The sequence below is a fragment of the Bacillus sp. FJAT-27916 genome, assembly GCF_001183965.1.
In the GTDB taxonomy this organism is placed as follows: Bacteria; Bacillota; Bacilli; order Bacillales; family Pradoshiaceae; genus Pradoshia.
The window spans coordinates 446,601-470,869 of the sequence record NZ_LFZV01000001.1; the positions used below are offsets into that span (position 1 = coordinate 446,601).

Annotated in this window: 23 protein-coding genes; 15 read left to right on the forward strand and 8 right to left on the reverse strand. The window is 43.2% G+C overall.

All coding sequences use genetic code 11. From position 1 onward, the window contains the following. Positions 1–14: 14 nt before the first annotated feature. Positions 15–473 carry a tripartite tricarboxylate transporter TctB family protein gene (locus AC622_RS02065; protein WP_049669558.1) on the forward strand — a complete coding sequence of 153 codons (459 nt, stop codon included), beginning with the start codon at positions 15–17 and terminating at the stop codon, positions 471–473. 17 nt (positions 474–490) lie between these two features. Beyond that, on the forward strand, positions 491–2,017 hold the full coding sequence (locus AC622_RS02070) for a tripartite tricarboxylate transporter permease (protein WP_049669559.1): 1,527 nt from the start codon (positions 491–493) through the stop codon (positions 2,015–2,017). Between the two features lie 127 nt (positions 2,018–2,144). Here the strand turns inward: AC622_RS02070 and AC622_RS02075 are convergent, their stop codons facing one another. Then, the gene (locus AC622_RS02075) at positions 2,145–2,459 is read right to left on the reverse strand and encodes a metal-sulfur cluster assembly factor (RefSeq protein WP_049669560.1); all 315 of its coding nucleotides are present in this window, start codon (positions 2,457–2,459) and stop codon (positions 2,145–2,147) included. Positions 2,460–2,662: 203 nt separating this feature from the next. On the opposite strand from AC622_RS02075, the gene AC622_RS02080 reads away from it, so the two are divergent. The 4 genes from AC622_RS02080 to AC622_RS02095 all read left to right on the forward strand — a co-directional run bounded on the left by AC622_RS02080 (position 2,663) and on the right by AC622_RS02095 (position 6,259). Then, the gene (locus tag AC622_RS02080) at positions 2,663–4,084 is read left to right on the forward strand and encodes a M24 family metallopeptidase (RefSeq protein WP_049669561.1); all 1,422 of its coding nucleotides are present in this window, start codon (positions 2,663–2,665) and stop codon (positions 4,082–4,084) included. 21 nt (positions 4,085–4,105) lie between these two features. Then, positions 4,106–4,426, forward strand: coding sequence for a hypothetical protein (locus AC622_RS02085; RefSeq protein WP_049669562.1), 321 nt, complete (start codon positions 4,106–4,108; stop codon positions 4,424–4,426). Between the two features lie 96 nt (positions 4,427–4,522). Next, positions 4,523–5,632 (forward strand): DUF4236 domain-containing protein, encoded by a 1,110-nt coding sequence (locus AC622_RS02090; protein ID WP_049669563.1) that lies wholly within the window; start codon positions 4,523–4,525, stop codon positions 5,630–5,632. 213 nt (positions 5,633–5,845) lie between these two features. Further along, complete coding sequence (locus AC622_RS02095; RefSeq protein ID WP_156185538.1) at positions 5,846–6,259, forward strand: hypothetical protein; 414 nt, start codon at positions 5,846–5,848, stop codon at positions 6,257–6,259. Positions 6,260–6,674: 415 nt separating this feature from the next. Here the strand turns inward: AC622_RS02095 and AC622_RS02105 are convergent, their stop codons facing one another. Continuing rightward, positions 6,675–7,256, reverse strand: coding sequence for a TetR/AcrR family transcriptional regulator (locus AC622_RS02105; protein WP_049669566.1), 582 nt, complete (start codon positions 7,254–7,256; stop codon positions 6,675–6,677). Between the two features lie 157 nt (positions 7,257–7,413). On the opposite strand from AC622_RS02105, the gene AC622_RS02110 reads away from it, so the two are divergent. Further along, positions 7,414–8,115: an ABC transporter ATP-binding protein gene (locus AC622_RS02110; protein WP_049669567.1), complete on the forward strand. Its 702-nt coding sequence runs from the start codon at positions 7,414–7,416 to the stop codon at positions 8,113–8,115. A gap of 10 nt (positions 8,116–8,125) precedes the next feature. After that, entirely contained in the window at positions 8,126–11,986 is a 3,861-nt protein-coding gene (locus AC622_RS02115; RefSeq protein WP_049669568.1) for an FtsX-like permease family protein, read from the forward strand. A 45-nt stretch (positions 11,987–12,031) separates the two neighbouring features. Here the strand turns inward: AC622_RS02115 and AC622_RS02120 are convergent, their stop codons facing one another. The 3 genes from AC622_RS02120 to AC622_RS02130 form a co-directional block, all read right to left on the reverse strand. After that, positions 12,032–13,186, reverse strand: coding sequence for an MFS transporter (locus AC622_RS02120; RefSeq protein WP_049669569.1), 1,155 nt, complete (start codon positions 13,184–13,186; stop codon positions 12,032–12,034). A 352-nt stretch (positions 13,187–13,538) separates the two neighbouring features. Then, on the reverse strand, positions 13,539–14,180 hold the full coding sequence (locus tag AC622_RS02125) for a GntR family transcriptional regulator (protein ID WP_049669570.1): 642 nt from the start codon (positions 14,178–14,180) through the stop codon (positions 13,539–13,541). 239 nt (positions 14,181–14,419) lie between these two features. Next, entirely contained in the window at positions 14,420–15,571 is a 1,152-nt protein-coding gene (locus tag AC622_RS02130) for an FtsW/RodA/SpoVE family cell cycle protein (RefSeq protein ID WP_049669571.1), read from the reverse strand. A 420-nt stretch (positions 15,572–15,991) separates the two neighbouring features. On the opposite strand from AC622_RS02130, the gene AC622_RS02135 reads away from it, so the two are divergent. Continuing rightward, positions 15,992–16,330 (forward strand): nitrous oxide-stimulated promoter family protein, encoded by a 339-nt coding sequence (locus tag AC622_RS02135; protein ID WP_049669572.1) that lies wholly within the window; start codon positions 15,992–15,994, stop codon positions 16,328–16,330. A 47-nt stretch (positions 16,331–16,377) separates the two neighbouring features. Here the strand turns inward: AC622_RS02135 and AC622_RS02140 are convergent, their stop codons facing one another. Further along, positions 16,378–17,235 carry a DegV family protein gene (locus AC622_RS02140; protein ID WP_049669573.1) on the reverse strand — a complete coding sequence of 286 codons (858 nt, stop codon included), beginning with the start codon at positions 17,233–17,235 and terminating at the stop codon, positions 16,378–16,380. Between the two features lie 148 nt (positions 17,236–17,383). Between AC622_RS02140 and AC622_RS20385 the strand changes: the two genes are divergently transcribed. Further along, positions 17,384–17,941, forward strand: a complete 558-nt coding sequence (locus AC622_RS20385; protein ID WP_053103704.1) for a TetR/AcrR family transcriptional regulator — start codon at positions 17,384–17,386, stop codon at positions 17,939–17,941. Between the two features lie 214 nt (positions 17,942–18,155). Here the strand turns inward: AC622_RS20385 and AC622_RS02150 are convergent, their stop codons facing one another. Next, positions 18,156–19,028, reverse strand: coding sequence for an SMP-30/gluconolactonase/LRE family protein (locus tag AC622_RS02150; RefSeq protein ID WP_049669574.1), 873 nt, complete (start codon positions 19,026–19,028; stop codon positions 18,156–18,158). 188 nt (positions 19,029–19,216) lie between these two features. On the opposite strand from AC622_RS02150, the gene AC622_RS02155 reads away from it, so the two are divergent. After that, entirely contained in the window at positions 19,217–19,627 is a 411-nt protein-coding gene (locus AC622_RS02155; protein ID WP_049669575.1) for a hypothetical protein, read from the forward strand. A gap of 80 nt (positions 19,628–19,707) precedes the next feature. Here AC622_RS02155 and AC622_RS02160 read toward each other — a convergent pair whose 3' ends face one another. Further along, a complete protein-coding gene (locus AC622_RS02160; RefSeq protein ID WP_082196987.1) occupies positions 19,708–20,175 on the reverse strand; it encodes a YtxH domain-containing protein in 468 nt (155 codons plus the stop codon). Positions 20,176–20,418: 243 nt separating this feature from the next. On the opposite strand from AC622_RS02160, the gene AC622_RS02165 reads away from it, so the two are divergent. The 4 genes from AC622_RS02165 to nagE all read left to right on the forward strand — a co-directional run bounded on the left by AC622_RS02165 (position 20,419) and on the right by nagE (position 24,224). Continuing rightward, positions 20,419–20,934 (forward strand): PH domain-containing protein, encoded by a 516-nt coding sequence (locus tag AC622_RS02165; protein WP_049669576.1) that lies wholly within the window; start codon positions 20,419–20,421, stop codon positions 20,932–20,934. Then, positions 20,934–22,403 carry a PH domain-containing protein gene (locus tag AC622_RS02170; protein ID WP_049669577.1) on the forward strand — a complete coding sequence of 490 codons (1,470 nt, stop codon included), beginning with the start codon at positions 20,934–20,936 and terminating at the stop codon, positions 22,401–22,403. Before AC622_RS02165 ends, AC622_RS02170 begins: the two co-directional genes overlap by 1 nt. Before the next feature lie 144 nt (positions 22,404–22,547). Continuing rightward, positions 22,548–22,730: a hypothetical protein gene (locus AC622_RS02175; protein ID WP_049669578.1), complete on the forward strand. Its 183-nt coding sequence runs from the start codon at positions 22,548–22,550 to the stop codon at positions 22,728–22,730. An 18-nt stretch (positions 22,731–22,748) separates the two neighbouring features. Next, positions 22,749–24,224, forward strand: a complete 1,476-nt coding sequence (gene nagE / locus AC622_RS02180; protein WP_049669579.1) for an N-acetylglucosamine-specific PTS transporter subunit IIBC — start codon at positions 22,749–22,751, stop codon at positions 24,222–24,224. Positions 24,225–24,269 lie beyond the last annotated feature (45 nt).

Sequence of the window (24,269 nt, forward strand, 5' to 3'; positions counted from 1 at the left end):
GGAGTGAGGTAACAATGAATAGATACTTTGATCGTATAGCAAGCATTGGTTTTTTAGCGCTGGGAATTCTTGTATTTGTTGAATCGCGAGATATATCAGATAGTGCGTATGGTTCTGCAATTGGTCCTAAAACTTTTCCGATGGGGTTAGGGATAGCATTGTTCATTCTTGGCGGAATTCTCCTTATTGAGACGATAAAAAATAAAGAGCCTAAAGAGACACAAAAAAAAAATAAAGACTTATATAATTATAAACAATTTATAATAATCTTTCTTGTCGCACTAGGTTACGTATTGCTTCTTGAAAAACTAGGCTATATTATTTCTACATTCTTATTTCTTTTAATTAGTTTCAGTACCTTTGAAAAGAAAAAATGGCTTAGTTCTATTATTGTGTCCGGTGCATTCACATTGTTTGTTTATTATGTATTCGTTAATGTTCTAGGTGGTTCCTTACCCGGGTTTCCATTCTAAAGGAAGGAAGAGAATTCATGGAGACACTACAATTTTTAATGAATGGGTTTGCGATAGCATTTCAATGGCATAATATACTTTTTGCATTAATAGGTGTGCTTATCGGTACTGCAGTAGGTGTATTACCGGGTATTGGACCAATGAGTGGGGTGGCATTGTTGATACCAGTTACAGCTACATTAACATCTGGGCTACCAGTTGAAATGGCTGCAACCAGTTCAATTATACTTCTTGCAGGGGTATATTATGGAGCAATGTATGGAGGGTCGACTACTTCTATCTTATTAAATACTCCTGGGGAATCATCATCTGTAGTTACTACATTAGATGGTTATGAAATGGCAAAACAGGGAAGAGCAGGTTCAGCTTTAGCTATTGCCGCTATTGGATCATTTGTCGCAGGTATAGTGTCGTTAATTGGATTGGTTTTATTAGCAAGGCCATTATCTAAAGTTGCCATTGATTTTGGTCCCGCAGATTATTTTTCTCTTATGCTATTAGGGTTGGCAGCTGTTAGCGGCCTAGCTGGGAAATCTATAACTAAAGCGCTAATAATGACTGTTCTAGGTCTGTTGTTAGGAACAATTGGGATAGATGCTGTTTCAGGAATATCACGATTTACATATGATCAACCTGTACTTTATAGCGGTATTGAATTCTTAACAGTAGCCGTAGGATTATTTGCATTAGGTGAGGTTTTCAAAACAATTATTGAAAAAGAAAAGGATGAAGAGCCGGTCGCAAAAATTAAACGTATCATCCCTACAAAACAAGATTTAAAAGACAGCGCCGCACCTATTGGCCGTGGTTCCATTTTAGGTTTTTTTCTAGGAGTTTTGCCAGGTGCAGGTGCTACACTTGCTTCTTTCTTTGCATATATTGCGGAAAAAAAGATTAGCAAAAATCCAGAAACATTTGGAAAAGGAAATATTGCTGGGGTTGCATCTCCGGAATCAGCCAACAATGCTGCGTCTGGTGGAGCGATGATACCGCTTTTGACTTTAGGGATACCTGGATCAGGAACAACAGCTATTTTGATGGGCGCTTTTATTATGTATAATATCCAACCGGGTCCTTTACTTTTTGAAGAGCATCCACAAGTCGCATGGGGATTAATTGCGAGTATGTTTTTAGGGAATCTAATGTTACTTATCTTAAATATGCCACTTGTACGTATCTTCGCAAAAGTAATTGAGACACCAAAGAAATATCTATTGCCATTAATTATCGCCATATCCGTATTTGGTGTCTATGCGGTTCAATATACAACATTTGATTTGCTATTATTGTTAGGCTGCGGTGTGGCAGGTTATTATTTGTCAAAAAATGATTATCCTGTAGCTCCATTAGTGCTTGCTCTAGTGTTGGGACCAATGATTGAAAATAATATGAGACGTGCATTAACAATTTCTAATGGTGACTTTAGTATCTTTGTAACAAATACATTGTCATTAATATTTTTAGTGATTGCTGTTTTATGGATACTAGTGCCTTTGCTTCTTAAGATACGAGGAAAAAACGTTATTATTAACGAAGAAGGGTAATAAGTATTTTTTAAAGACTGCCTTCAAAAGGCAACTTTTTGTTGTTCGTTACAAACTAAATTAATGTAGCATAAATAAAGCCCTGAATAGTTATTATTCAGGGCTTTTTCACAAGTAAAGACTTACCTCACCCATGAACCCCTAAGGCAAGCTTCGCCAATCGAGACATGCGTTCCTTAGACCAAGGAGGGCTCCACACAATATCCACTTGAACGTCTTTGATCATCGGCAGATTAAGCAGCAATACTTCTTTGACATCAGCGACAATCCGTCCGGCCAATGGGCAGCCCATGGAGGTCATGGTCATGGTGATTTTGACGCTGTGCGGCTGGATGAGTTCCACGTCATAGACGAGGCCGAGATTGACAATATCAACTCCAAGCTCTGGATCCATGACATCTTCTAGTTCTTCAAGAATTTGTTCCTTCGTTAAGGTCTCCATCCTCTTACACTCCTTTCGTATAGGTTTATCTATGAGAATAAATTGAATGTAGAATAGAATAGTTTTCCTTTGATTACTATAAGCTAGTTCACGGTGAAATCATGTGACCTAGCACACACTTTTAGAATTAATCTTCCTTTTTTATGTGTAATAACTATATTAAAATGATTAATAGAATAGTGTTACTAGAGAGGAAGCTGTTCATGAAGAGTCTAAAAGAAATCTATCATCATAAGAATTTTTCATTAAGGAAGGTTCGATATCTAGAACCTGTTTTCAATAATCGTCCGGCGATTCTTTCGGATGAAACTTTTCGTGAAAGAAAGGACAAGCTGCTACAAGCAATGAAGGATAATGGGGTTGATCTTGTATTTGTCTATGCAGACCGGGAGCATGGGGCAAACTTTGAGTATTTGACGGGATTTATTCCCCGTTTTGAGGAGGCTATGCTTGCGATTGCCTCTACTGGAGAGGCAATCCTATTCCTTGGGAATGAAAACGTAAAGATGGCTCCTCATTCTCGCATGAAGGCTCAGCTTGTTCATGTTCCGTATTTTTCATTGCCGAATCAGCCGATGGAGAATGACCGCAGTTTGAGAGACATCATAAGTGATGCAATTGATTTTTGCGGGAAAACAATCGGGATTATTGGCTGGAAGGTATTTACGAGCCGTTTTGAGGACAATCGCCAATTATTTGATGTTCCCTATTTCATCGTAGATATCCTCCAAAGACTTGCGAAAGAGCATGGCGGTGAGGCCATGAATGCAAGCGCCCTATTCATGGGGGAGAATGGCGGAATTAGAACAACCAATAATGCCAACGAAATCGAGCATTATGAATATGGCTCAAGTCTTGCCTCTGATTGTGTACTGGATGTATTGAATCAAGTGGAGATTGGAAAGACGGAAATGGAACTCGCCTCCTCCTTGTCGGCATTCGGTCAGCCGCATAATGTGACGGCTATCTGTGCAACGGGGGACCGGTTCACGAACGCAGTCATTTATCCGAGGAATAAGGCGGTCCAGCTTGGGGATAAGTTTTCTGCGACAACGGGCTTTAAGGGTGGATTGGCCAGCAGGTCGGGATATGTTGTGAATAACACGGAGGAGCTTCCGGCGGATGTTCAAGATTATCTTGAGCGAGCGGCGATTCCATACTATGCGGCTGTTGTTGCCTGGCTTGAACAAATCAAGATTGGTATGAAGGGCGGCGAGCTTTATGAAATCATTGAAGAGGTACTGCCGAAGGAGGATTACCATTGGCATTTGAATCCAGGCCATCTAACGGCTGATGAAGAGTGGCTGTCATCCCCAGTTTATCCACAATCGAGCACAGAGCTGAAGAGCGGAATGCTTCTGCAAATTGACATTATACCATCTGTACAAGGATACGCAGGAGCGAGCGCTGAAACCGGGATTGCTCTGGCAGACGAGCAGCTGCGTGAAGAAATTCGGGAGAACAGTCCGGAATTATGGGAGAGAATCTTGAAAAGAAGAGACTATATCGAAAAGGAGCTTCATATCCGGTTACATCCGGAGGTGCTTCCCCTTTCCGATACAGTTGGCTATTGTCGTCCATATTTATTAAATAAAGAAAGCGCCCTATTATTCCATCGAGAATGAACATGAAGGGAGACAGAAGACATGAAGCAATTTGATTTGAAATCGGGAACAAGAGTGTTGGTGGATGAAAGCAAGATTATTATTGAAAGAACGAGCGGAAAGAGTGCTATGAAGGGATTATTTGCAGGGAGAGCGATGGGGCAGATGACCATCAAAATGTCTGCTGTGACAGGGCTGATTCATTACGCAGATTATTTAATCATTTGTGCTTCCGGACTTCCGACTCCGAATGATTTCAAAATCTCCAATGTAGCAGAAATTAAGCAATATCCAAACTGCATTGTGGCGAAAGAGGAAGAGCTTTCCGATCTGTATCAATATTTGAATGGGTTCATTCATTAATCGAAAAGACCAGGTCTTTTTATAGTCGACAAAATACGACATATGATTGCCAAGATAAAGAAAAAAGGTGAACGAAGGGAAGGAGGAGAAGCAGACATGGGGTTACGTTTCAGAAAAAGCTTCAAGATTGCTCCAGGAGTACGCGTCAATGTCGGGAAGAAGAGCGCAGGGCTCAGTATTGGCGGCAGGGGGGTCCGATATTCTGTCAATACGAGCGGGCGGAGGACAGCAAGTGCTGGTATTCCAGGGTCAGGTCTTTACTATACAAGCACAAAGAGCGGAGGAAGCCGGGCTAAGTCAAGTGCTTATCAGCAGCGTCAAGCACTGCAGCGGGCAGAACGCGAAAGAGAGAAAATGGAACAGCTTGAACTTGCCCAATTAGAAGTGGACATGTATGAAAACCAAGTGGAGCTATTGAAGAGCATCCATAAAGAGGCTGATGAACCAGTGGATTGGGCGTATTTAGCGAAAGCGGAACCGCCATTCCAAGCTGGACAGGCAGGCCCGAAGGAGAAAGAGGCAAGGCAAGCGCTTGAGGCATACCAGCCGACATGGTTGGAGCGAATCTTTAAGGGGCGCCAATTATTGAAGCGCCAGAAGCTCGAGCTTGCTGTAACAAAGGGAAAGGAAGAGGATGATTCTGCCTATCAGAATTGGGCAGAGCTAACGACTCTTTCGAACGATATTTTAGCCGGGGACATTGATGCCTATTTCCGTGCTATTCAGGAGATGGACCCGCTCGGAGACTTGACTGAATTCGGGAGCGGATTTGAATTCTCGACCGATGACCTATCCTATATGGAAGTCCAGTTCGATGTACATTCTGAGGAGATGGTACCGCTGAAGGAGAAAAAGCTGACGAAGACAGGGAAGGTGTCTGAGAAGGCTTTGACCAAGACGCGCTATTATGAGCTTCAGCAGGATTATGTGTGCAGCAGTGTCATCCGTATCGCACGTGATTTGTTTGCGCTCTTGCCTCTTGAGAAGGTGGTTATTCATGCTTATGACGTGATGCTGTATACGGAAATAGGCCATATGAAGCGTGAATGCATCCTATCTGTCATCATTGATTGCGAGACGATTGAGAAGTTGAATTTAGATTTAATTGATTGTTCAGATGCCATGGTAAATTTCCCTCACCACATGCATTTTCGGAAGACAAAAGGCTTTGCGCCTGTTACAGCTTTAGCGATAGAAGCAGAATAGAGTATACAAAACTGAACCTGGAATAAAGCAGGTTCAGTTTTTTATTGTTTTCGCACGGATTGTTGCTTATGTATCTATTTAGCGGTGCATTGAATGGAGTATGGCTTCTTCAACTAAGGGGAGTTAATCAAAAGAAGGAATAAAAGACTCGTAGAAAGAATTAATAACTAATATGAAGGTATTTGAACAAATATTATGAACGATGGGGGGGAAATGATGCAAACAACAAGAGCAAGAATGTTGAGCATTTATGATTTACTTTTGGCATTAGGCGCCATTTATTGCGGCATTCAAATGGTCCGCTCAAACTACGGAATCTTTGCCGAGCAGTACCCCGAAAGCTGGGCAAATAATCTTCCTTTCGATAGTTGGGTTATGCCTGGTATTCTTGCCATTGTCATATTCGGACTAGGTAATATCATAGCTTCTTTATTTAGCTTTGTAAGCAGGGGGAATAGTTCGTGGTATATTTCGATGATAATGGGTGCCCTTTTCTTTTTTGGCTTGATTCTCCAGTATATGCTAGTGCAAGAAACATATATCGTAACAACGCCGTTTTTGATTTTAAGTGTTATTCAGATATGTCTAAGTGCATATGTTTTGATTGGTTATAGAAAAGAACTCTAAGTGGGATTGAATAAAATATCTATTGATTTGAAATGTACTTAATCAAATGGTGGCATTAATCCAAGAAGGGTTAATGCCCTTTTATGTAGATACGTAAATGGAGAAACGCGGCAGCTTGTAGAAGAGGGAAAGCCCTCTGTCGAATTGAATAGTTAGAATATATTGTTTATTTGGAGGTTTTTCTATGATCTTTGAAATGACGTATCAAGTTCGAGTATCAGATATTAAAGAAGGCGAACAATGGTATAGAATTTTCTTAAATAAGAGCCCGGATTTTATATATAAATTGCGTCCCTTATGGCACTACTGCTGTACGATGGTCTGGTATACTACTGCCCTAAATACCAAGAATCTGTGGATCAAATCTCAACGAACTATTAAACAAGAGCAATAATCACTCCGATAACAGCCTTCTTTAATGATCGAGCATATCGAATGGAGAGATGAACCGCGTACGGATAATCAGCTGGCTAATCTCTTCAGGGGTTTCCATTTCCTCCTTTTTAATCCAATGTTCAAGGATGCTTAAAATGCTTCCGATAAGGATTTCCTCTGCATAGTCTTGCGGAATACCATCAATGTATCGAGCTGCTCCTTTTTGTTTCTTTTGTTCATCCTCGATGAGTTTTCGGATAAAGGATTTGATTCGCGTATAGAACTTTGGCTGGCCATTGGGACTAAGTAGAATTTTAATCGTGTCAGCATGTTCATAAACATAGGAGATGATCTGATCAATCGCTGGGTTTTCCATTTCTGAGGGAAGGGTGATGAGAGATTGAGAAGAATCAAGGATTCCCATGAGAGAGTTCATTATGTTGTTCTCTATTTTTTCAAGCAAATCATATCGGTCGATGAAGTATAGGTAGAAGGTTCCACGGCTTATGTTAGCCAGGCGAGTAATATCGGTGACCTTGATTTCATCGATGCTTTTCGTCTCCATTAATTGTAGAAGGGTTTCCTCGATATGCGTAATCGTTCGCCGTTTTTTATTTTCCATGAATGTGAATCACTCTTTCCTATTATAAAAACAGCCCCTCTATTTTATTATTCTAAAATAGACACTTTTTAAAATCTGCACATTGAACTGGGCTTCAAAAAGGTATTATAGTTTTACTATACCTAATAAATTTGCTGACGGAAAGGAGAGGATGTATGTGGCGTACATTGAGATGATTGACAGCTATAAACGCTATCAGTCAGGGGAGACCACAATCGTCGCCAATAACGGAATAAACTTCACCATAGAAAAGGGCGAGCTTGCCATCATTCTTGGAGCCTCTGGAGCCGGTAAATCGACAGTCCTCAATATATTAGGCGGTATGGATACGAATGATGAGGGGGATGTCATGGTTGATGGCAACAATATTGCTAAGTATAATACCCGGCAATTAACGGCCTACCGCAGAAATGATGTTGGATTTGTGTTTCAGTTCTATAATTTGTTGCCCAACCTGACGGCCACTGAAAATGTGGAGCTTGCAGCAAGTATTGTCCGAGATGCGCTGGATGCGAGGAAGGTGCTGCGGGACGTAGGGCTGGCAGACAGACTTGATAACTTCCCTGCCCAGCTTTCTGGAGGTGAGCAGCAGCGAGTAGCGATTGCCCGTGCCGTTGCGAAAAATCCAAAGATTCTCCTATGTGATGAACCAACTGGTGCCTTAGACTATAATACTGGCAAATCAATTCTGAAAGTTCTGCAAAACATGAGCCGAGAATCTGGAACAACAGTTGTTATTGTCACCCATAATGCGGCAATTGCACCAATCGCTGATCGTGTCATTCATATCAATGATGCGAAAGTACGGAAGATTACGGTCAATCCCAATCCTGTTTCCATCGATTCGATTGAATGGTAGGTGAATGGTGATGATGAATAATATGCTGCACAGAGAGACATTCCGAACAATCAAGAAGACCTTCGGAAGATTCCTATCCATTGCGGCTATGATTGCGCTAGGCTGCTTTGCCTTTGTTGGCTTAAAGGTGACTGGGCCTGATATGCGTTCAACGGCGGAAAAGATATACGACACCTACCAATTAGCAGACGTTTCGATTGTTTCAACCTATGGACTAGACGAAACGGACGCAAAGGCTATTGAAGCGAATGAAAACATTGACACGATTGAATATGGCTATTTTTATGATGCGATAGAAAAACGCATGAATGAATCGATTCGTGTCTTTTCATTGACCGATAAACTATCTAAATATAATTTATTGGCAGGAAAATTGCCGGAGAAAGCGGGGGACATTGCCCTTGATCAGAGTCTTAAATCTGTCTATGATCTAGGTTCTAAGATTGAATTGGTCAATCAAGATGGAAAAGCCATTCATTCGAGGCTGAACCGGTCTGCTTTCACGGTTGTTGGGTATGTGGAATCAAGTGAATTTGTGAGCAAGACAAATTTGGGGAGCTCAACTGTTGGGACAGGAAGCCTGGATACATATGGTGTGGTGACAGAAGATCATTTCGATTCAGACGTGTACACGATGGCGCGCATTAAGGTGAAGGGTGCGAGCAAGTATGCCTATTATGAGGATGCCTATACACGTTTAATCAAGAAAAGCACTGCACAAATTACCTCGAGCTTAGAGGACCAGCCTGAACTTCGTCTTACCGCCATCAAAGAGGATGGACAAAAGGATATTGATCAGGCCCAAGCGAAAGTTAATGACGCTAAGCGGGAATTGGTCGATAAAGAGCAGGAATTGAGCGATGCGAGGCGGAAGCTTGTAAACGCTGAAGAAGATTACAATGAGCATCAAGCTCTTTATCAGCAGAAGATCAGCTCTGCCAAGTCAAAGATTGAAAGCGGGGAACAGGAGCTCGCAGCAGCCAAGCAGCAATTAATCGATGCAGAAAGGGCGATTGAGAATGGAGCGGCCAAGCTTGTGGATGCCAAGGCAACCTATGCGGAGAAGAAAGAGCAATTGGCCGATTCCAAGAACAGGCTTGACCAGGCAAGTGCCGTTATTCAGACGAATGAAGCAAAGCTGGCGGCAGCGGGTGCTGAAATGGAAGGTGCGAAGACTGCATTGCAGGAAGCAAAGGCAGAGATAGCAAGTAAACAGAAAACCGTTTCAGCAGGTAAAGAAGAAGCTGCCGGTGCTCAAGCTAAAATCACTGATGCACAGGCCCAGCTTGATGCGAAATCAGTCGAGCTTGAGGAAGCGGCAGATCAGCTTACCCTCTTAAAGGCAAAGAAAGAAGAGCTCTTGAAGGATTCGGCTTCCATGGAGGCAGAGCAAGAAAAGCTGGATGAAACAATGGCGTATCTAAATGAGCAAATTACGGCCCTCAGCACACAGATTGAAAAGCTGCAAGCGGCAGGGGAGGATACAACCACGCTTGAGGTGCAATTGGCTGGGCTAAAAGCCGGGCTAGTAGAGGCTGAGCAAGGGGAACAAACCTTGGCAGCCAAAAGGGAGGAATTGGCCACAGGGACGGCTGAACTTGATGCCAGTCTCATGAAGCTTCAGGAAGCTTCTGAACAAGGCGAGAGTGAGCTGACAGCTGCTCAAGGAGAACTTGATGCGAAGCAGGAGACGGTAAACAGTAAAATAGCTGAATTGGATAACGCGCAAGCTAAGATTGCCGCGGGACAGGCTAAGCTGAAAGAGAAGGAAGAGGCATTATCAACCCAAATGGCTGTTTATGAAGAGGGATTAGCTGAGCTTGAGAAAGCGAAACAGCAGCTTGCATCTGGTCAAGAGACGTATGAGCAGGCCGCTTCGAAATTGGCGGGTAGCGGTGCTCTTTTAGCGGAAAAAGAGCAGCAGCTCGAGGAAAGCAAGGCTCAGCTGCAATTCGGCCAATCCGAATATGAACAAAAGGCAGACCAATTGCAGCAAGCAATCCATCAATTGGATGCCGAGAAAGCCGATGGTGCGAAACAATTGGCAGACGCCAAGGAGCAAATCGAAGCCGGGTTTGAGACGTATGAGGAAAATGAGACAAAATTCCTTGAGGCAAAGCTGGAGGCTGAAAAGGAGATTGCCGATGCGGAGGAGAAAATGGCGGATGCGAAGGATGAGCTGAATGCCCTTGAACTGCCGGTCTATGATGTACGTGACCGTACTGACAATCCTTCCTATAAACAGTATTGGGAAAACTCCCAGCGAGTTGATTCATTGGCAAAGGTATTCCCGGTCATCCTCTTTGGCATCGCGTCCTTAGTGTCATTGACAACGATGACAAGGATGGTGAGTGAGGAACGCCAGCAAATCGGGACGCTCAAAGCATTAGGGTATGAGAACAATACCATTTTGAGCAAATATGTCGTGTACGGATCATTGGCGAGCATACTAGGAGCTGCGGTCGGCATCACGCTTGCCCATTACATCCTGCCGATCGTCATTTTCAATGCGTATGCGGCTGAATACACCTTCCAAACGGTCGACCTGAGCTTCTTCCCAGTGTATTCTGTTATCGCACTTCTTGTCTCCATTGCCTGCACGACTGTAACGGTCTTTTTGGCGGCGCGAAAGGAAATGGGCCATACGCCAATGTATTTGATGACACCAAAACCGCCAAAAATCGGTACGCGCATCCTGCTCGAGCGCATCACGCCGCTATGGAGCCGGTTGAGCTTTAATAATAAGGTGACGGCAAGGAATCTATTCCGTTACAAAAAACGGATGCTCATGACGATCTTTGGTGTGGCCGGATGCACGGCCTTATTGATCACAGGCTTTGGCATCAAGAATTCCTTATCCGGTCTTGCTGATAAACAGTTCAATACCCTCATTCGCTATGATATCCTCTCTGTTTATGATGAGGATAATAAGGAGATTGATAATTATCACAAAGCTTTGGCTGATGATGAGCAAATTAGCTCCTATGGAGATATTCATTATGAAGCGATGACAGGAACGGCTGCAGATGATAATGATCAGGATATTACGATGCTTGTCTCAGATGACCATGAGATGCTGGAGGACTATATGACACTCCAAAACCGGGAATCCGGCAAAAAGCTGTCCATTGAAGGAGATGGCGTCATTCTGAGTGAAAAACTCGCGAAGGTGATGGAAGCAGAGGTTGGCGATAAGGTCACCCTCCGTGATGCGGATGATCAGGAATATTCCTTTAAGGTTTCCGGTATTATGGAGATATATGTTGGTCATTATGCCTTCCTTACAGATGAGTACTACGAGAAGGTCCTGGGGGGAAAAGCGGTGAATAATGCCAGCTTAATCAAGGTCAAGGATGACGCAGCAGAGAATGTGGACCGAGTGGCAGCAGATGTGATGAAGCAAGAGGCGACAACAGCCGTTATCAAGTCCAATCAATCGAGCAAAACCATTAATGAAATATTGGGTGGATTAGATAATGTCGTACTTGTCATCATCGTCTGTGCCTCCATGCTTGCAATTGTCGTCATATACAATCTGACGAATATCAATGTCTCTGAACGCATTCGCGAGTTGAGCACGATTAAGGTACTTGGCTTCTATCCGGTGGAAATCACCTTATATGTGTTCAAGGAAATCTTCGCCCTGACCATCATGGGGATTCTTACTGGCTATTTGGGCGGTTACTTGCTTCATGCGTATATCAATGAAACATTGCCTCCAGATAATGCGATGTTCAGTCCAGATTTATGGATCAGCAATTTTGTTATCTCAGGGCTCATGACGATTGCTTTCTCTCTAATTGTTATGGTCATCATGCATGTGAAGCTGAAAAAGGTGGATATGCTTGAAGCCTTGAAATCAGTTGAATAATCAAGGAAAGCCTCCCATTCAATTAGATGGGAGGCTCCTCTTTTTTTAGGCAGAATGCTTATTCAGTTTTTGCTCGAACAAAGTCACGCCGCTGCAGCCCAGAAGCACGGCGTTTGACCAGAAGATTGGGAAAAAGCCGAGCAGGGAACCGACAGATCCGAAGACAATCGGTATAAGGAATTGCACAGCTTTATTGACTGTGAGACGGATACCGAGCACCTCGCCTGTTCTTCCAATAGGGGAATGATTATAGGCCATTGTCATGGACAGCGGCTGACATAATCCCAGCCCAAGCCCCATAAGGAAGGAGACGGCCATCAAATAGAATGGATCTCCATTGAGCGGGATGAGGAAGAAGGCCACCGCTGATATGGTAAGACAAACCCCTAGCACTCTCTCCTCCTTCATTTTGGCTGTTAAAAATGGCATGAAGAGACGTGACAGAATAAAGGCTGTCGCATTACAGCTAATAATGATCCCAATAACGGAAGCAGAAAGTCCGAGAGTTTTCCCGTATATTGGGAAGTAAAACTCATATAAGCCGACTCCTGTTAGAATAATACCGCTTGTAATGAATGTTTTCCGTAAGGATGGTTGCATCAGCAGCTCGGTAAATCCGCCCTTCTGCTCTGCTTTCATCCCTGACTTTTTCTCTGCAAGAACCGGCATGGCGAGCTTTAGGAAGAACACCGCTGGAATAACAGAGAAGGCCGCCAGAATCAAGAAAGTCACGGAATAGCCAAGATGGTCGATAGCAAATCCGGTTAATAACGGACCGATTAAATTGGCGACTGAAACGGCCAGTGTATAAGCAGCGAAGCTTTTGGAACGAGAATCCTCCGTACTATAAGCTCCGACTAAATTTTGGATTGAAACAATCGTGAATATCTGGAACAGTCCAAATAATAATTGTGCCGCAATTAAGGCGATTAAGCTTCCGTGGAATAGAAAGGGAATCAAAAGAGCCGCACCCGTTCCCAGCATCCCAATCGCAATCGGCATTCGATAGCCCGTTCTGTCCGACAACCTGCCAGCATAGGAGGCAAAGAACATTGGAAAAAGAGCGGTTGAAGCGACGACAAGCCCTAAGGACAAGGAAGTAGCCTCTAAATCCATTGCATAAAGCGTAACAAGAACCGTATCTCCTCTAATACTCGTTTGAAACAACAAGGACAAAAGGATGACGGTGTAAAAGCGCATGAACCTTCATCTCTTTTCTTGAATTAGACAATATTGTTTAACAATTTAGCTCTAGTTTATACCTGGTGGTAAAATATGTCTAACGAAGTGCTCGTGCGGATGAAGAAAGCCTTTGGGTATGCTGATTTTCATGGGGAATAGGTTCCTTGAAAGCGCGGATTTCGCCCATAAATCAAGAAGTGAGGATTATTTCATCCTGAAATGATGCCTAATCAAGTGATGACAGTCAAAAAAATAGAATCCAGCTGTCAAAGACCAGGTATTCCGGAATTTTTCTTTCATTTTGACCCTGCCTGGAAAAACAAAAAACAGGAGGATGACCATTTTGGTTTCTCCTCCTGCTTGAGATTCTTTAGACTAAGAAAGTATAGTTTTCTGCCAGGGCTTTGCGCACCTGTGCGATGTGATGCTTGATGGCATCCTCGGCCCAGTTTCCGTCATGTGACTTCATGGCATTAAGGACTTTCTGGTGCTCCTTAAGCGAGTCCTGAGTCCGGCCAGGAATAAGAATCGTCTTGATTTGCAGCCTTTTAAGCTGATTTTTGATCTTATTAACCATCTCGACAGCCTGCTGATTAGTGGATGCCTCGTAAATGATGGCATGAAAGGTTTGATTGCATTTGGAATACTCATCGAATCGATTGTTCTCCAAATGGCCTTTCATCTGCTCGAAGGTTTCCTCGAGCAGCAGCAATCTCTCCTCTGTCATATGAGGGGCGGCTGTTTTAGCAATTAATCCTTCTAATGTTTCGCGGATTTCCAGGTAATTGATGATCTCCTCCAGGGAAAAGGATTTAATCCTTGCCCCCTTATTGGTTTCGATCAAAACGAGATTCTCCTGTTCCAGCTTAAGCAATGCCTTCTTCACCGTGTTTCTGCTGACCCCAATCACTTCAGATAATTCGCTCTCATTCAATTTCTGTGAAGGCTTATAATCACCCTCCATAATTCGTTGTTTAATATAATCATATGTGACTTCAGTTGGTCTGCTCATCCTCATACCTCTTTTTTTACATGTATTGTCACTATTAGTTTAACAAAATTGTTCAAAAATTTGAGCTTCTTGCTCTGATAGGATGCTTTTTGGAAGGCTGAAAAAAATCATTCTTGATTCGCTCATTTCACATGATTCCGCTCGCCAAATCTCCAGGTATCGTTCGTAAGAAGCCGGGCATGGCTCTATTAACCTAATCTTGCATAATGTCGATTGTGCATGAAGTCGATGAGGAGCTTTTATCCTTTATGAAACATGTAAGACTTTGATTTTGCTGAGATATTCAGGATGATGGTTAAAGCAAATAGGCTTGAGAGCAGCGAGCTTCCGCCGTAGCTTAGCAAAGGCAGCGGAATGCCCGTAATGGGAACAAGCCCAATCACCATGCCAATATTCTCGAATATATGGAATGTGAACATCGCAATAACCCCAACGCCAATCAGGGCTTCGTACTCATTCTTATTCTTCATGGTGATGGTCTTGACTTGCATTAAAAGAAGAAAATAGAGCACAACGACAATACTTGCTCCAATAAAGCCATATTCCTCGCCAATTGTAGTGAAAATAAAGTCTGAATGGGCTTCAGGGACATCGACAACCCCGTTTAGAAATCCCTTTCCTTCTGTCATGCCAGAACCGATTGCAAAAATGGACTGAGTGAGCTGATAGCCTATATTGCTGCTGTACATGAAGGGATTCAGCCAGGAATGAATTCGGTTTACTTGGTATTGGTCAAGAAAGACCAATAATAAATCCGGTTGATATAGATAGATATACGTTAAGATGCCGAGGGACAGTACAGCCCAACCAGATAGGAGACTGAGGATTTTCCAGCTTACCCCTGAGCAAAAGATGATGCCAATCATAATGGTCAAAATAACCATCCCAGTACCCGCATCTGGCTGTAAGAGTATAAGGACAAGCGGAATCATTGTCCCAAGCACGATTTTGCCGATAAGTAAGGAATCAGTATAAAGGGTTCTATGAATAAACTTCCGGTTATGGTCGACCGAAAGCTTTGCTAGAAACATAATCAAGAAGACCTTCATAAATTCAGAGGGCTGCAAAGACCCGAGCGGTGTTGAAAACCAGGCCTTAATTCCTTTTATCTCAGGTGCAATGGTTGAAGGGGAAAGAAAGAGAATCACCAATAATAAAATACCGAACACATAAGCAGGGAAGGATAATCTCTTGATCTGCTCCGTATCGAAGTAATAGATGACAGCAGTTAGTGAGAAGGCGATAATATACCAAATGAATTGCCGCAGGGCGAAGTTTGAAGAGTAAGGCAAAGAGGTTTGCGCGCTATAGATGCTTATGCAGCTAATGACCATGAATAAGATGATAATTCCTAATAAACCATAATCGTACTGACTATTATTTCGTTTCATTTCTAATCTCCTTACGATCTTCCTGACAAATAACCAAACCAATAATTTCCATATTAATATAGTAATCTTATTCGGCATAAAAGGGAACCTTTTTTAGGAGAAAAGAACGAGATTCTTAGTCATCATAAAAAATGCCCAGTTATCTGGGCATCTCTGGACAAATTATGATTTTAGCTTCGTGTTAAGCCATTGTGCCGCTTGCATGGCCACAATTGCAGACCTCTTGATTAGATAAGTCTAATCACAGAGCTATGTCAGCCTATGTAAAAAAGGCTTATCCTTTTAATCTTTGCTCGGTACCTCAGTTGTTCTGTACAGTCTCTGCATTTGAGCCTGGATTGTGATTTCCCTTGCTGGTTACATTTAGCGGATGTTCACATTTATTAGATATTTTATGATAGTAATGGAGGTTGATGTCGTGTGGAAAGAATGCAGAGAGAAAGAGAAACGATCGTCCATATGATTGAGATGTATTGTAATCTCGAGCATAAACAGGAGGAGCTGTGCGAAAGCTGTGCGGAATTGAAAGAGTATGCCTTATTCCGTCTGAGCAAATGCCCTTTCCAGGAAAAGAAGCCTGCCTGTCAGAATTGCAAGATCCATTGCTATAAGCCGGATATGAAGAAACAGGTCAAGGATGTGATGCGCAAGAGCGGGCCAAAGATGATTTGGAAGCATCCGTACTTAGCAATCATGCATATCGTTGATACCTTCCGCGAAGCCCCTGATTTGCCGAAAAGGACAAAGAAGAAGGCCTGATGCTAAAAAAAGCTAGAGTCGTAATGAAGCGGCTCTAGCTTTATTTGTTAGTGCTGTTTTTGATACGCGATTCCTAAGCATTTCGGACCTGTGTGGCTTCCGATAGTCGGCCCTAATTCGGTAATGAGGACTTGGTCAAACCGCTCTTCAAGCTGAAGTTCATCTTTTAAGGCGATCGCCTGCTCCAAATTATCCGAGTGGACAATCGTAATCATCCTTGGGTCTGCCTTGCTTTCAAGGAATCTTTTCTTCAGCTCTGTGTAGGCCCCTGATGCTTTACGTGCCTTGCAAGCAACTTCAATGGTCCCCTCCTCAGTCAGGCGGAGAATCGGCTTGATTCCCATGATACCTCCGATGGCCCCAGCGGCTGCACTTAAGCGACCGCCTCTAACAAGGTATTTTAATTCATTCACATAGAATTCCATCTGGTATGTCTGCCGATATTTTTCCAAATACATGACAATGTCTGAGAATGATTTGCCGTTTTTTCTCATAGCGCAGGCTTGATAAATTAGCAGACCTTCTCCGACAGATGCAGATAAGGAATCAATGACGGCGATTTTCTGGTCTGGATACGCCTCACAGACTTCGAGGCTGGCTAAACGTATATTATTATAGGTGCAGCTCAATTTACTTGATAAGGTAATGCAAATCACGTCATTCCCTTTACTCAATTCCTTCTGTATGATTTGCATGGCTGCATCAGGTGAAGAGGCGCTTGTTTTGGCTGCTTCGCCTCTCCTCATACGCTCATAGAATTCCGCCATAGGCATAGGGTGCTCTTCCCCGTATTCTACCCCATCATCAAAAGAATAGTTTTGTGATATAACCTTAATCTCTTCTCTATTTATAAAATCGACGGGTAAGTCAGAACTGCTATCCGTTATGATTGATATATTTCTCATGATACCCTCCGTAAGATATTAAACATTGTGTTTTATAAAATATGAGCCTATTATAAGGTTGGAAAACGATATCTATCAATCATCAATCCAACTGAAAATGTTAGTTGTGCAACAATTAAGATAGAAGTGTTTAATAAAAGGAGGAAACATGGAAGATTATCGGATTCGAACAACAAAGAAACTCATCAGAGAATCTCTTATCAGGCTGCTGGAGAAAAAGCCGATCAACAAAATTACCGTGACGGAGCTTTGTGCGGAATGTGAAATAAATCGAGCAACCTTCTATCGCTATTATGAGGATGTCTATGATCTGCTGGATCAGCTGGAAAAGCAGCTAGTCCTAGAATTAAAGAACGGCCTCCATCTCGCACGGAATGACTACACCATATCAGGGTTTACAGAGGAAATACTGGAGGTCATCCTAAGGAATAAAGAGCTGAGCCGCATGCTGTTCAATGAACGGAGCGGCAAGGACTTCCTGCGGGATATACTGGAGATTGCCCATAATAAATGCATGGAGGAGTGGAAACGCTCCGGCAAGGATATCCCCAAGAATAAGATTGACTACCTATGCACCTTCATAACAGCCGGTACGATTGGTATCCTGAATGAATGGATGATAAACGATTTCAAGGAAACGCCGCGGGAGATAGCCGAGTTAATCGAGAATATCAGCCATTTTGGTATCAAAAAAATTATTTATTAAACAGCACAGGGAGACCGGATAACGGTCTCTTTTTTTCATGATGGACTAATATCATTCTTTATTGTGCTACATAAAATCTGGCTTTTATGGTTATCGGGAGGGGTGGTGAAAGAGTAGGATAGATATGGGAGGAGCCGCGCCTATCCCTCCCCTTCGTCCCGCTGGAAAATAAAAAAACAGGAGCAGACAGCTCCTGTTCCTTGTCACCGCCGGCTTACCCATTAAACGGAACAGCTGGCATTCCTTTTACCCCTGGCTTAATACGGAATAGTCCGCCTGCATGGGGGAATTCGTTCATGTCGGTATCATCCTGTTTGGCTGTTGTGATATAAAGTTCATCTAAGTCCGGACCGCCGAATGTGCATGAGGTGACATGCTTGGCTGGTACGGAAATAGTGGTTAGCTGCTGCCCGTTGTTTGGGTCCCAGCGAGATACCTTAGACCCGCTGTAATGGGCTATCCAGAGCATGCCTTCCTCGTCAATGGTCATTCCATCCGGGAATCCTTCATCCTCCGGAAAGGCAATGATATTACGTGGGTTTGTGATGCTGCCTGTTTTAGCATCATAGTCGTAGGCGACAACCTTTAAGGTTGGGGTGTCAATAAAGTAAAAGGTTGATTCATCGGGTGACCAGGCGAGCCCGTTGGAATTAGTGACCTCGCTGATTTTTCTATCCACCTCGAGATTTGTATCAAGGCAGTATAGTGCACAAGTGTGTTCTTTTCCCTCTAAATGGATAGTGCCCGCCCAAAAGCGCCCTTTTGGGTCGCATTTGCCGTCATTGAAGCGATTGTGCGGCAGATGGCTTTCAGGGTCTGTGATTGGTTCTAATTGACCGGTCTCGAGGTTCATGAAGTAAAAGCCATTCTGCAGGGCGATGACTGCGCCGCCTGATTTTCTCGGAACGATGGTGCCGGGCATTTGCTCCAGCTCAATCGTTCGGTTTGATCCTTTGGCATATTCGAATATATGTAGCTGCTTTCCCATAATGTCCAGCCAGTATAGGGATTGGGCTTTTTCATCCCAAGTCGGTCCCTCCCCTAGAATGGCGTTTTCATCAACTAGCAGTTCCAGTTTTCCTGACAATAGTATCCCCTCCAAATTGCTCGTTTCCTTGCTTAAATCCTCTTTACCCTATTACTCTTCGCTCTAGTATCAATTTTCTCCTTTTTTCGTTAAGGAGTATGGTTTAATTGCCATTTTTTATGGATTGATAATGCTTATACACGAAAAATATAATAGGTATACAACCATCAAGAAAGCAGGGATCTGTAATGTTAAACAAGGAAGAAACATTAGGTTATGTTCGTGTAGTAATAGGAGAAGACGGAAAGGTAGCGCACATTTGCCCGAATACGCTTCATCACCCAGATCCGGCTGAACAAGAACGCCTTAACAAGGTCGTAACAGTTGAAATGCTGGATGAATCATTAACAAAAGATACACATTCCTATAAAGATTGCCAGGTTTTAGTTGTCTTCAGTGAAGATAAAGATGGTCTTAATATTGCACATTCTATGATGATTCAACCAGGATTTAAGGATTTCTGGCGTGAAAGAATTACGAAGAAAATTGAAAAACCACATACAAGCATGCGCGATGAAATTCATGTTCAAAGCCGTATTGATTTATGGGAAGAAACATATAAAGAATCATTTGTTCCTACAAGAACAGTAGAACAATAAGAAGCAGACAGCAGGCTGGAGCCTGCTGTTTTTATTTTGGACATAGGAAGAGGGCGGGAGAATTCTCCTGCCCTCACTCATTATTCCTTGTCTTCCTTTTCTTTTTCCTGGATTTCCTGAATTTCCTCCAGTTCTTCTTCAAGCTCTTCCTCAAGCTCCTCGAGGGCTTCTGCCTGTGCGTGCAGTTTGGCCTCAGTCAGCTTCAGCTTAAGAGTGCTGATGGTCTCACGGATGGAAGAGGATTGTTTAGAGAGTTTTTCTGCTATATCCGCTTTTTTCGCCTTGCAGTGTTCAGTGAATTCTTCCCCTTTATGAACAGCACTTTGCTTCAGCTCATCGGCTTTATGACATATGTATTTACCGCCGTCTGTAGCTGCAAGGTCACTGCGTAGTTCTTTCCCGCTCTTTGGTGCCAAAAGGAGTGCGGCAGCTGCGCCAATCATACCGCCGACTAATCCACCAATCAGAAAATTCTTGCAATCACATGTGCATTTTTCGGTACATGCTTTCTCGGTGCAATTTGTTGATTTCTTGGTAGTTGTACTCATCTATAATCCCTCCTTGAAATAAATGGCGACTTTCCTCATCACTTTAATTATTCGGGACATATTTTAGGCTGTAAATAGATGAATCTTTCCTGTTTTGGAAAAGCATTTGTAAGGCTTTTCGACTTATTTCTCGGGAAATAAGAAAAGTCAGCCAACTATTTTAAAAATTGACAAAATCTATTCTATGTCATGGCTCCTTATGAGAGAATATTCATGTAAGCAGGAATGGTTAGGGGGAGGAGTATGTATTTAAAGATAAAAGAGCCAACGAAGCAAATATCGGCAGATAGTGTGCGGGTGTGGCGATTAAGCAATTTATTAGGCTATGGGATTGCCTTGTGTATAGCAGGAGTATTTCTTTTTGCAGCGAATTATTATGATTGGAAGACATGGATTTTCACGATTCTGACAATCATTACTGTTTTGCTTCTGGCATTGGCGGTTTGGTCTGTCGGGATTAAGCCTATATACCTCCAGAAAACATGGCGGTATGAAATAGATGAACAGTTTGCCCAGCTGAAATATGGGCGTTTCACCGTGAAGCATATTGTCATTCCAATGGAAAAGGTTGAGTATGTGTCAACCAATCAAGGCCCTTTTTTGCGGAAATATGGACTTTATAATGTCGAAATTGGCACAACGACCTCAGATCATACGATTCCGGCTATCCATCATGATGAGGCTTATGCTTTAAGGGAGCAGATTGCGACCTATGCAAAGGTGAAGCTTGATGGGGAGAATGGGGTTGAGGAGGCTTGATGAACGAGAAGAGAAGGTATCATCCAGCCGTTATTCTTTTTAATATTGCCTCCTTTATTAAAGATATGTTCTTTTTGATTATTATTCTGTTCGTTATCAATATTGGTTCAACGTCGAAGCTGATCATTTGGGGAAGATACGCATTGATTGGATTGTTCATCGGATACATCCTCTACAGTATCTTGAAATGGTCGATTGAGACCTATGAGATAACGAATGAGGCGATTGTATTTCGGGATGGAGTGTTCGTAAAGAATCAGCGGAATATTCCTTTTAAGCGAATTCAGGACCATCATTCAAAGGCGAATTTCGTCCATCAGCTGCTCGGGATTACCTCCCTGAAGCTCGAAACCGGCACAAGCGATAAGGATGCGAATATATCATTCCCGGCCATTTCTTTAGCAGAAGAAACGCGAATTCTTGGGGTATTGCTTAAGAATGATGAAGTGTTACCAGACGAGGTTAAGGTGGAGAAGGAGCGAATCGTATTCTTTGAATCGACCCAAAAGGATACGATTAAGGCTGCCTTTACTTCATTTAGCTTTCTTGCCTTGTTTCCCATTTTGATGACAGTCTACTTCCAACTGGATGAATGGCTGAATATCGAGGAAACATCCAAGCAGGTATTGCTTTATTTCGAGCGGAATATGTGGATTTGGATTCCGTTAGGGCTGGTTATGCTGCTTGCGGCGTTTACGGTCGGATATTTACAAACCTTGTTTAGGTACGGTAATTTTGTCATCTCGGCAGATGACGACCGAATTTATATTTCAAGAGGCGTACTTACGACTAATACGTATTCGATTCAAAAGTCTAGGGTGCAGGCGATCAAAATCCAGCAATCCTTGCTGAAACGGGTTTTTGGTATGGCGGAAATAACGCTTGTCAGTGCCGGCCAGGAAACCATCGGAACAGAGATGGAAATCAATTCGCTGTACCCATTTATGGAGAAGAAAAAAGCTTATCAATTAACAAATCAGCTGCTGCCTGACTACCATATCGTGGAGGATATGCATCGGCTTCCAAAGAAGGTCCTATGGCTAAAGCTAATCAGGCCATACTATTTTACTTTAGGTGCCATCATTATTTTGGCATTTGTGAAGAGGGAATGGTTATTGGCAGCAGCTGTTGTTCTGCTGGCAGAGATAATCTTCCGTTTGCTCGACTATCAATTTACGAGCTATTTGAAGGAAGAGGAGTATATCCAAGTACGGGAAGGCGGAATATACACGAGGACCATACACACCAAATGGAGGAATCTGCAGCAGATTGAAGTCTCTCATTCCTGGCTGCAGAGAAAGTTCGGTGCAGCAACCATACAGTTTTATAATCGGGCGAAGCCCTTTCAGTTAACCATATTAATGGATGTATCCAAGGAGGAAGCAAAGGCATTTTATGAACGTTTTTGCCGCCGCTCAGCTAAGAGGAATCCAATAAGACAGGAAACGATACAAGAGGAATCACGCTAACAGGGATTTCCACCTAAGACAAGGCAGAATTTTGGCATGCCTTGTCTTTTTTTGTTCATAGGCTTATTCATAGGTCGGAAGAATGAAGTGTCCATAATCGCATAGCATTACAGTGAAGGGGAAAAGAAACTCTTAAAGGAGGTGATGGATAGAGAGTCATTTGTTCAATCCCGTGAAGACAAACAGCTGTCGATAATAGGTCATTTGCTTCATGAAAGGACCGGTCGCAGCCAAGTCACCCTGCTTTTATCAGCATTTATTGAGCTTATTTATTTAATCATAATGTTTGTTCAACGGGAATTGAGCAAGCTTGTTCATTCAAATTAAGAAATAGGGGGAGTAATGATGCGAAAGTTTTTTCAAAGGCTCGGCAGCTCGTTGATGCTTCCGGTTGCAGTGCTGCCTGCCGCGGCAGTTCTGCTTGGCATAGGGTATTGGATTGATCATGATGGCTGGGGAACAGGCAACGCTGTCGCAGCTTTTCTAATTATGGCTGGGAAGTCCATTATTGATAATATTGCCATGCTGTTTGCTCTAGGAGTTGCCCTTGGCATGTCAAAGGATCGGGATGGGTCAGCAGCACTCAGCGGTTTAGTGGCCTATCTAGTTGTGACAACTTTACTTGGCAGTGATTCTGTTGCCATGCTGCAAGGGATAGATCCAGAGAATGTTGATCCATCCTTTATCAAGATTGGGAATGCCTTTGTCGGGATTATATGCGGACTTGTAGCTGCCTCAATGTATAACAGATTCAGTCATGTTAGGCTGCCGGATGCGCTTGCGTTCTTTAGCGGGAAGCGTCTTGTCCCTATCATGACCTCCCTGGCGATGCTAGTTCTCTCTCTTGTCCTCTTGCTTGTCTGGCCGCCTGTCTATTCCTTGTTAGTACAATTCGGGGAATGGATCAGCGGGCTTGGCGCGATTGGAGCAGGACTTTACGGCTTCTTTAACCGTTTATTGATTCCAACTGGGCTGCATCATGCCTTAAACGCGGTTTTCTGGTTTGATGTGGCAGGGATAAACGATATCTCGAATTTTTGGACTGGAAATGGGGAAAAAGGGGTTACGGGTATGTACCAGGCAGGCTTCTTCCCCATTATGATGTTTGGTCTGCCAGCAGCTGGCCTGGCCATGTATCATACAGCGAAAACGAAACATAGGAAGCAGGTCGGCTCACTCATGCTTGCGGCCGGTTTCGCAGCCATCCTGACAGGGGTGACGGAGCCGATTGAGTTTGCCTTTATGTTTCTCGCACCTATGCTCTATTTAGTTCATGCTGTGTTGACTGGCTTATCTCTGGCGATTGCCGCAGCCTTTCAATGGACAGCTGGGTTCGGCTTCAGTGCCGGGTTGATAGATTTCATCCTAAGCTATAATCTTACGCTTGCCAACCAGCCATACATGCTGCTAGTCCAGGGTCTTGTGTTCGCGGTCATCTATTATTTCCTCTTCCGTTTCATCATTGTGAAATTTGACTTAAAAACGCCTGGACGGGGAGAGGAATTAGAGGAAACGGCGACTGTCTCTCGGGATCGTTCCTCTATAGACTCGAAATACACCGCTCAGGCAGAGAAGATTTACGCAGCGCTTGGAGGCTCTGAAAATGTGACATCGATTGATAACTGTGCGACAAGGCTCCGGCTTGAGGTGAAGAGTGTGGATGTAGTCGACCAGCAGAAAATTAAGGCGACAGGTGTTCCTGGTGTTCACGTCACTGGCGCGGAAAGCATTCAAGTCATTGTTGGCCCGAATGTCCAATTTGTCGCAGACGAAATGAAGAAGCTCCATCGTAATGACGGAAGGAGTGTGAGCGGCTCTTAATGAGCTGCTTTTTTTTGTGATGGGACCATTCTAACCTTATGTTTA

Excerpts from the sequence above, each read along its gene's own strand:
- AC622_RS20385 (WP_053103704.1), top strand. The coding sequence starts at position 17,384 with ATGGAAGATTATCGGATTCGAACAACAAAGAAACTCATCAGAGAATCT.
- AC622_RS02080 (WP_049669561.1), top strand. The coding sequence starts at position 2,663 with ATGAAGAGTCTAAAAGAAATCTATCATCATAAGAATTTTTCATTAAGG.
- AC622_RS02115 (WP_049669568.1), top strand. The coding sequence starts at position 8,126 with ATGATGAATAATATGCTGCACAGAGAGACATTCCGAACAATCAAGAAG.
- AC622_RS02075 (WP_049669560.1), bottom strand. The coding sequence starts at position 2,459 with ATGGAGACCTTAACGAAGGAACAAATTCTTGAAGAACTAGAAGATGTC.
- AC622_RS02130 (WP_049669571.1), bottom strand. The coding sequence starts at position 15,571 with ATGAAACGAAATAATAGTCAGTACGATTATGGTTTATTAGGAATTATC.
- AC622_RS02070 (WP_049669559.1), top strand. The coding sequence starts at position 491 with ATGGAGACACTACAATTTTTAATGAATGGGTTTGCGATAGCATTTCAA.
- AC622_RS02125 (WP_049669570.1), bottom strand. The coding sequence starts at position 14,180 with ATGAGCAGACCAACTGAAGTCACATATGATTATATTAAACAACGAATT.
- AC622_RS02165 (WP_049669576.1), top strand. The coding sequence starts at position 20,419 with ATGTATTTAAAGATAAAAGAGCCAACGAAGCAAATATCGGCAGATAGT.
- nagE (WP_049669579.1), top strand. The coding sequence starts at position 22,749 with ATGCGAAAGTTTTTTCAAAGGCTCGGCAGCTCGTTGATGCTTCCGGTT.
- AC622_RS02065 (WP_049669558.1), top strand. The coding sequence starts at position 15 with ATGAATAGATACTTTGATCGTATAGCAAGCATTGGTTTTTTAGCGCTG.
- AC622_RS02160 (WP_082196987.1), bottom strand. The coding sequence starts at position 20,175 with ATGAGTACAACTACCAAGAAATCAACAAATTGCACCGAGAAAGCATGT.
- AC622_RS02170 (WP_049669577.1), top strand. The coding sequence starts at position 20,934 with ATGAACGAGAAGAGAAGGTATCATCCAGCCGTTATTCTTTTTAATATT.
- AC622_RS02105 (WP_049669566.1), bottom strand. The coding sequence starts at position 7,256 with ATGGAAAATAAAAAACGGCGAACGATTACGCATATCGAGGAAACCCTT.
- AC622_RS02090 (WP_049669563.1), top strand. The coding sequence starts at position 4,523 with ATGGGGTTACGTTTCAGAAAAAGCTTCAAGATTGCTCCAGGAGTACGC.
- AC622_RS02175 (WP_049669578.1), top strand. The coding sequence starts at position 22,548 with ATGGATAGAGAGTCATTTGTTCAATCCCGTGAAGACAAACAGCTGTCG.
- AC622_RS02140 (WP_049669573.1), bottom strand. The coding sequence starts at position 17,235 with ATGAGAAATATATCAATCATAACGGATAGCAGTTCTGACTTACCCGTC.
- AC622_RS02155 (WP_049669575.1), top strand. The coding sequence starts at position 19,217 with ATGTTAAACAAGGAAGAAACATTAGGTTATGTTCGTGTAGTAATAGGA.
- AC622_RS02120 (WP_049669569.1), bottom strand. The coding sequence starts at position 13,186 with ATGCGCTTTTACACCGTCATCCTTTTGTCCTTGTTGTTTCAAACGAGT.
- AC622_RS02095 (WP_156185538.1), top strand. The coding sequence starts at position 5,846 with ATGATGCAAACAACAAGAGCAAGAATGTTGAGCATTTATGATTTACTT.
- AC622_RS02085 (WP_049669562.1), top strand. The coding sequence starts at position 4,106 with ATGAAGCAATTTGATTTGAAATCGGGAACAAGAGTGTTGGTGGATGAA.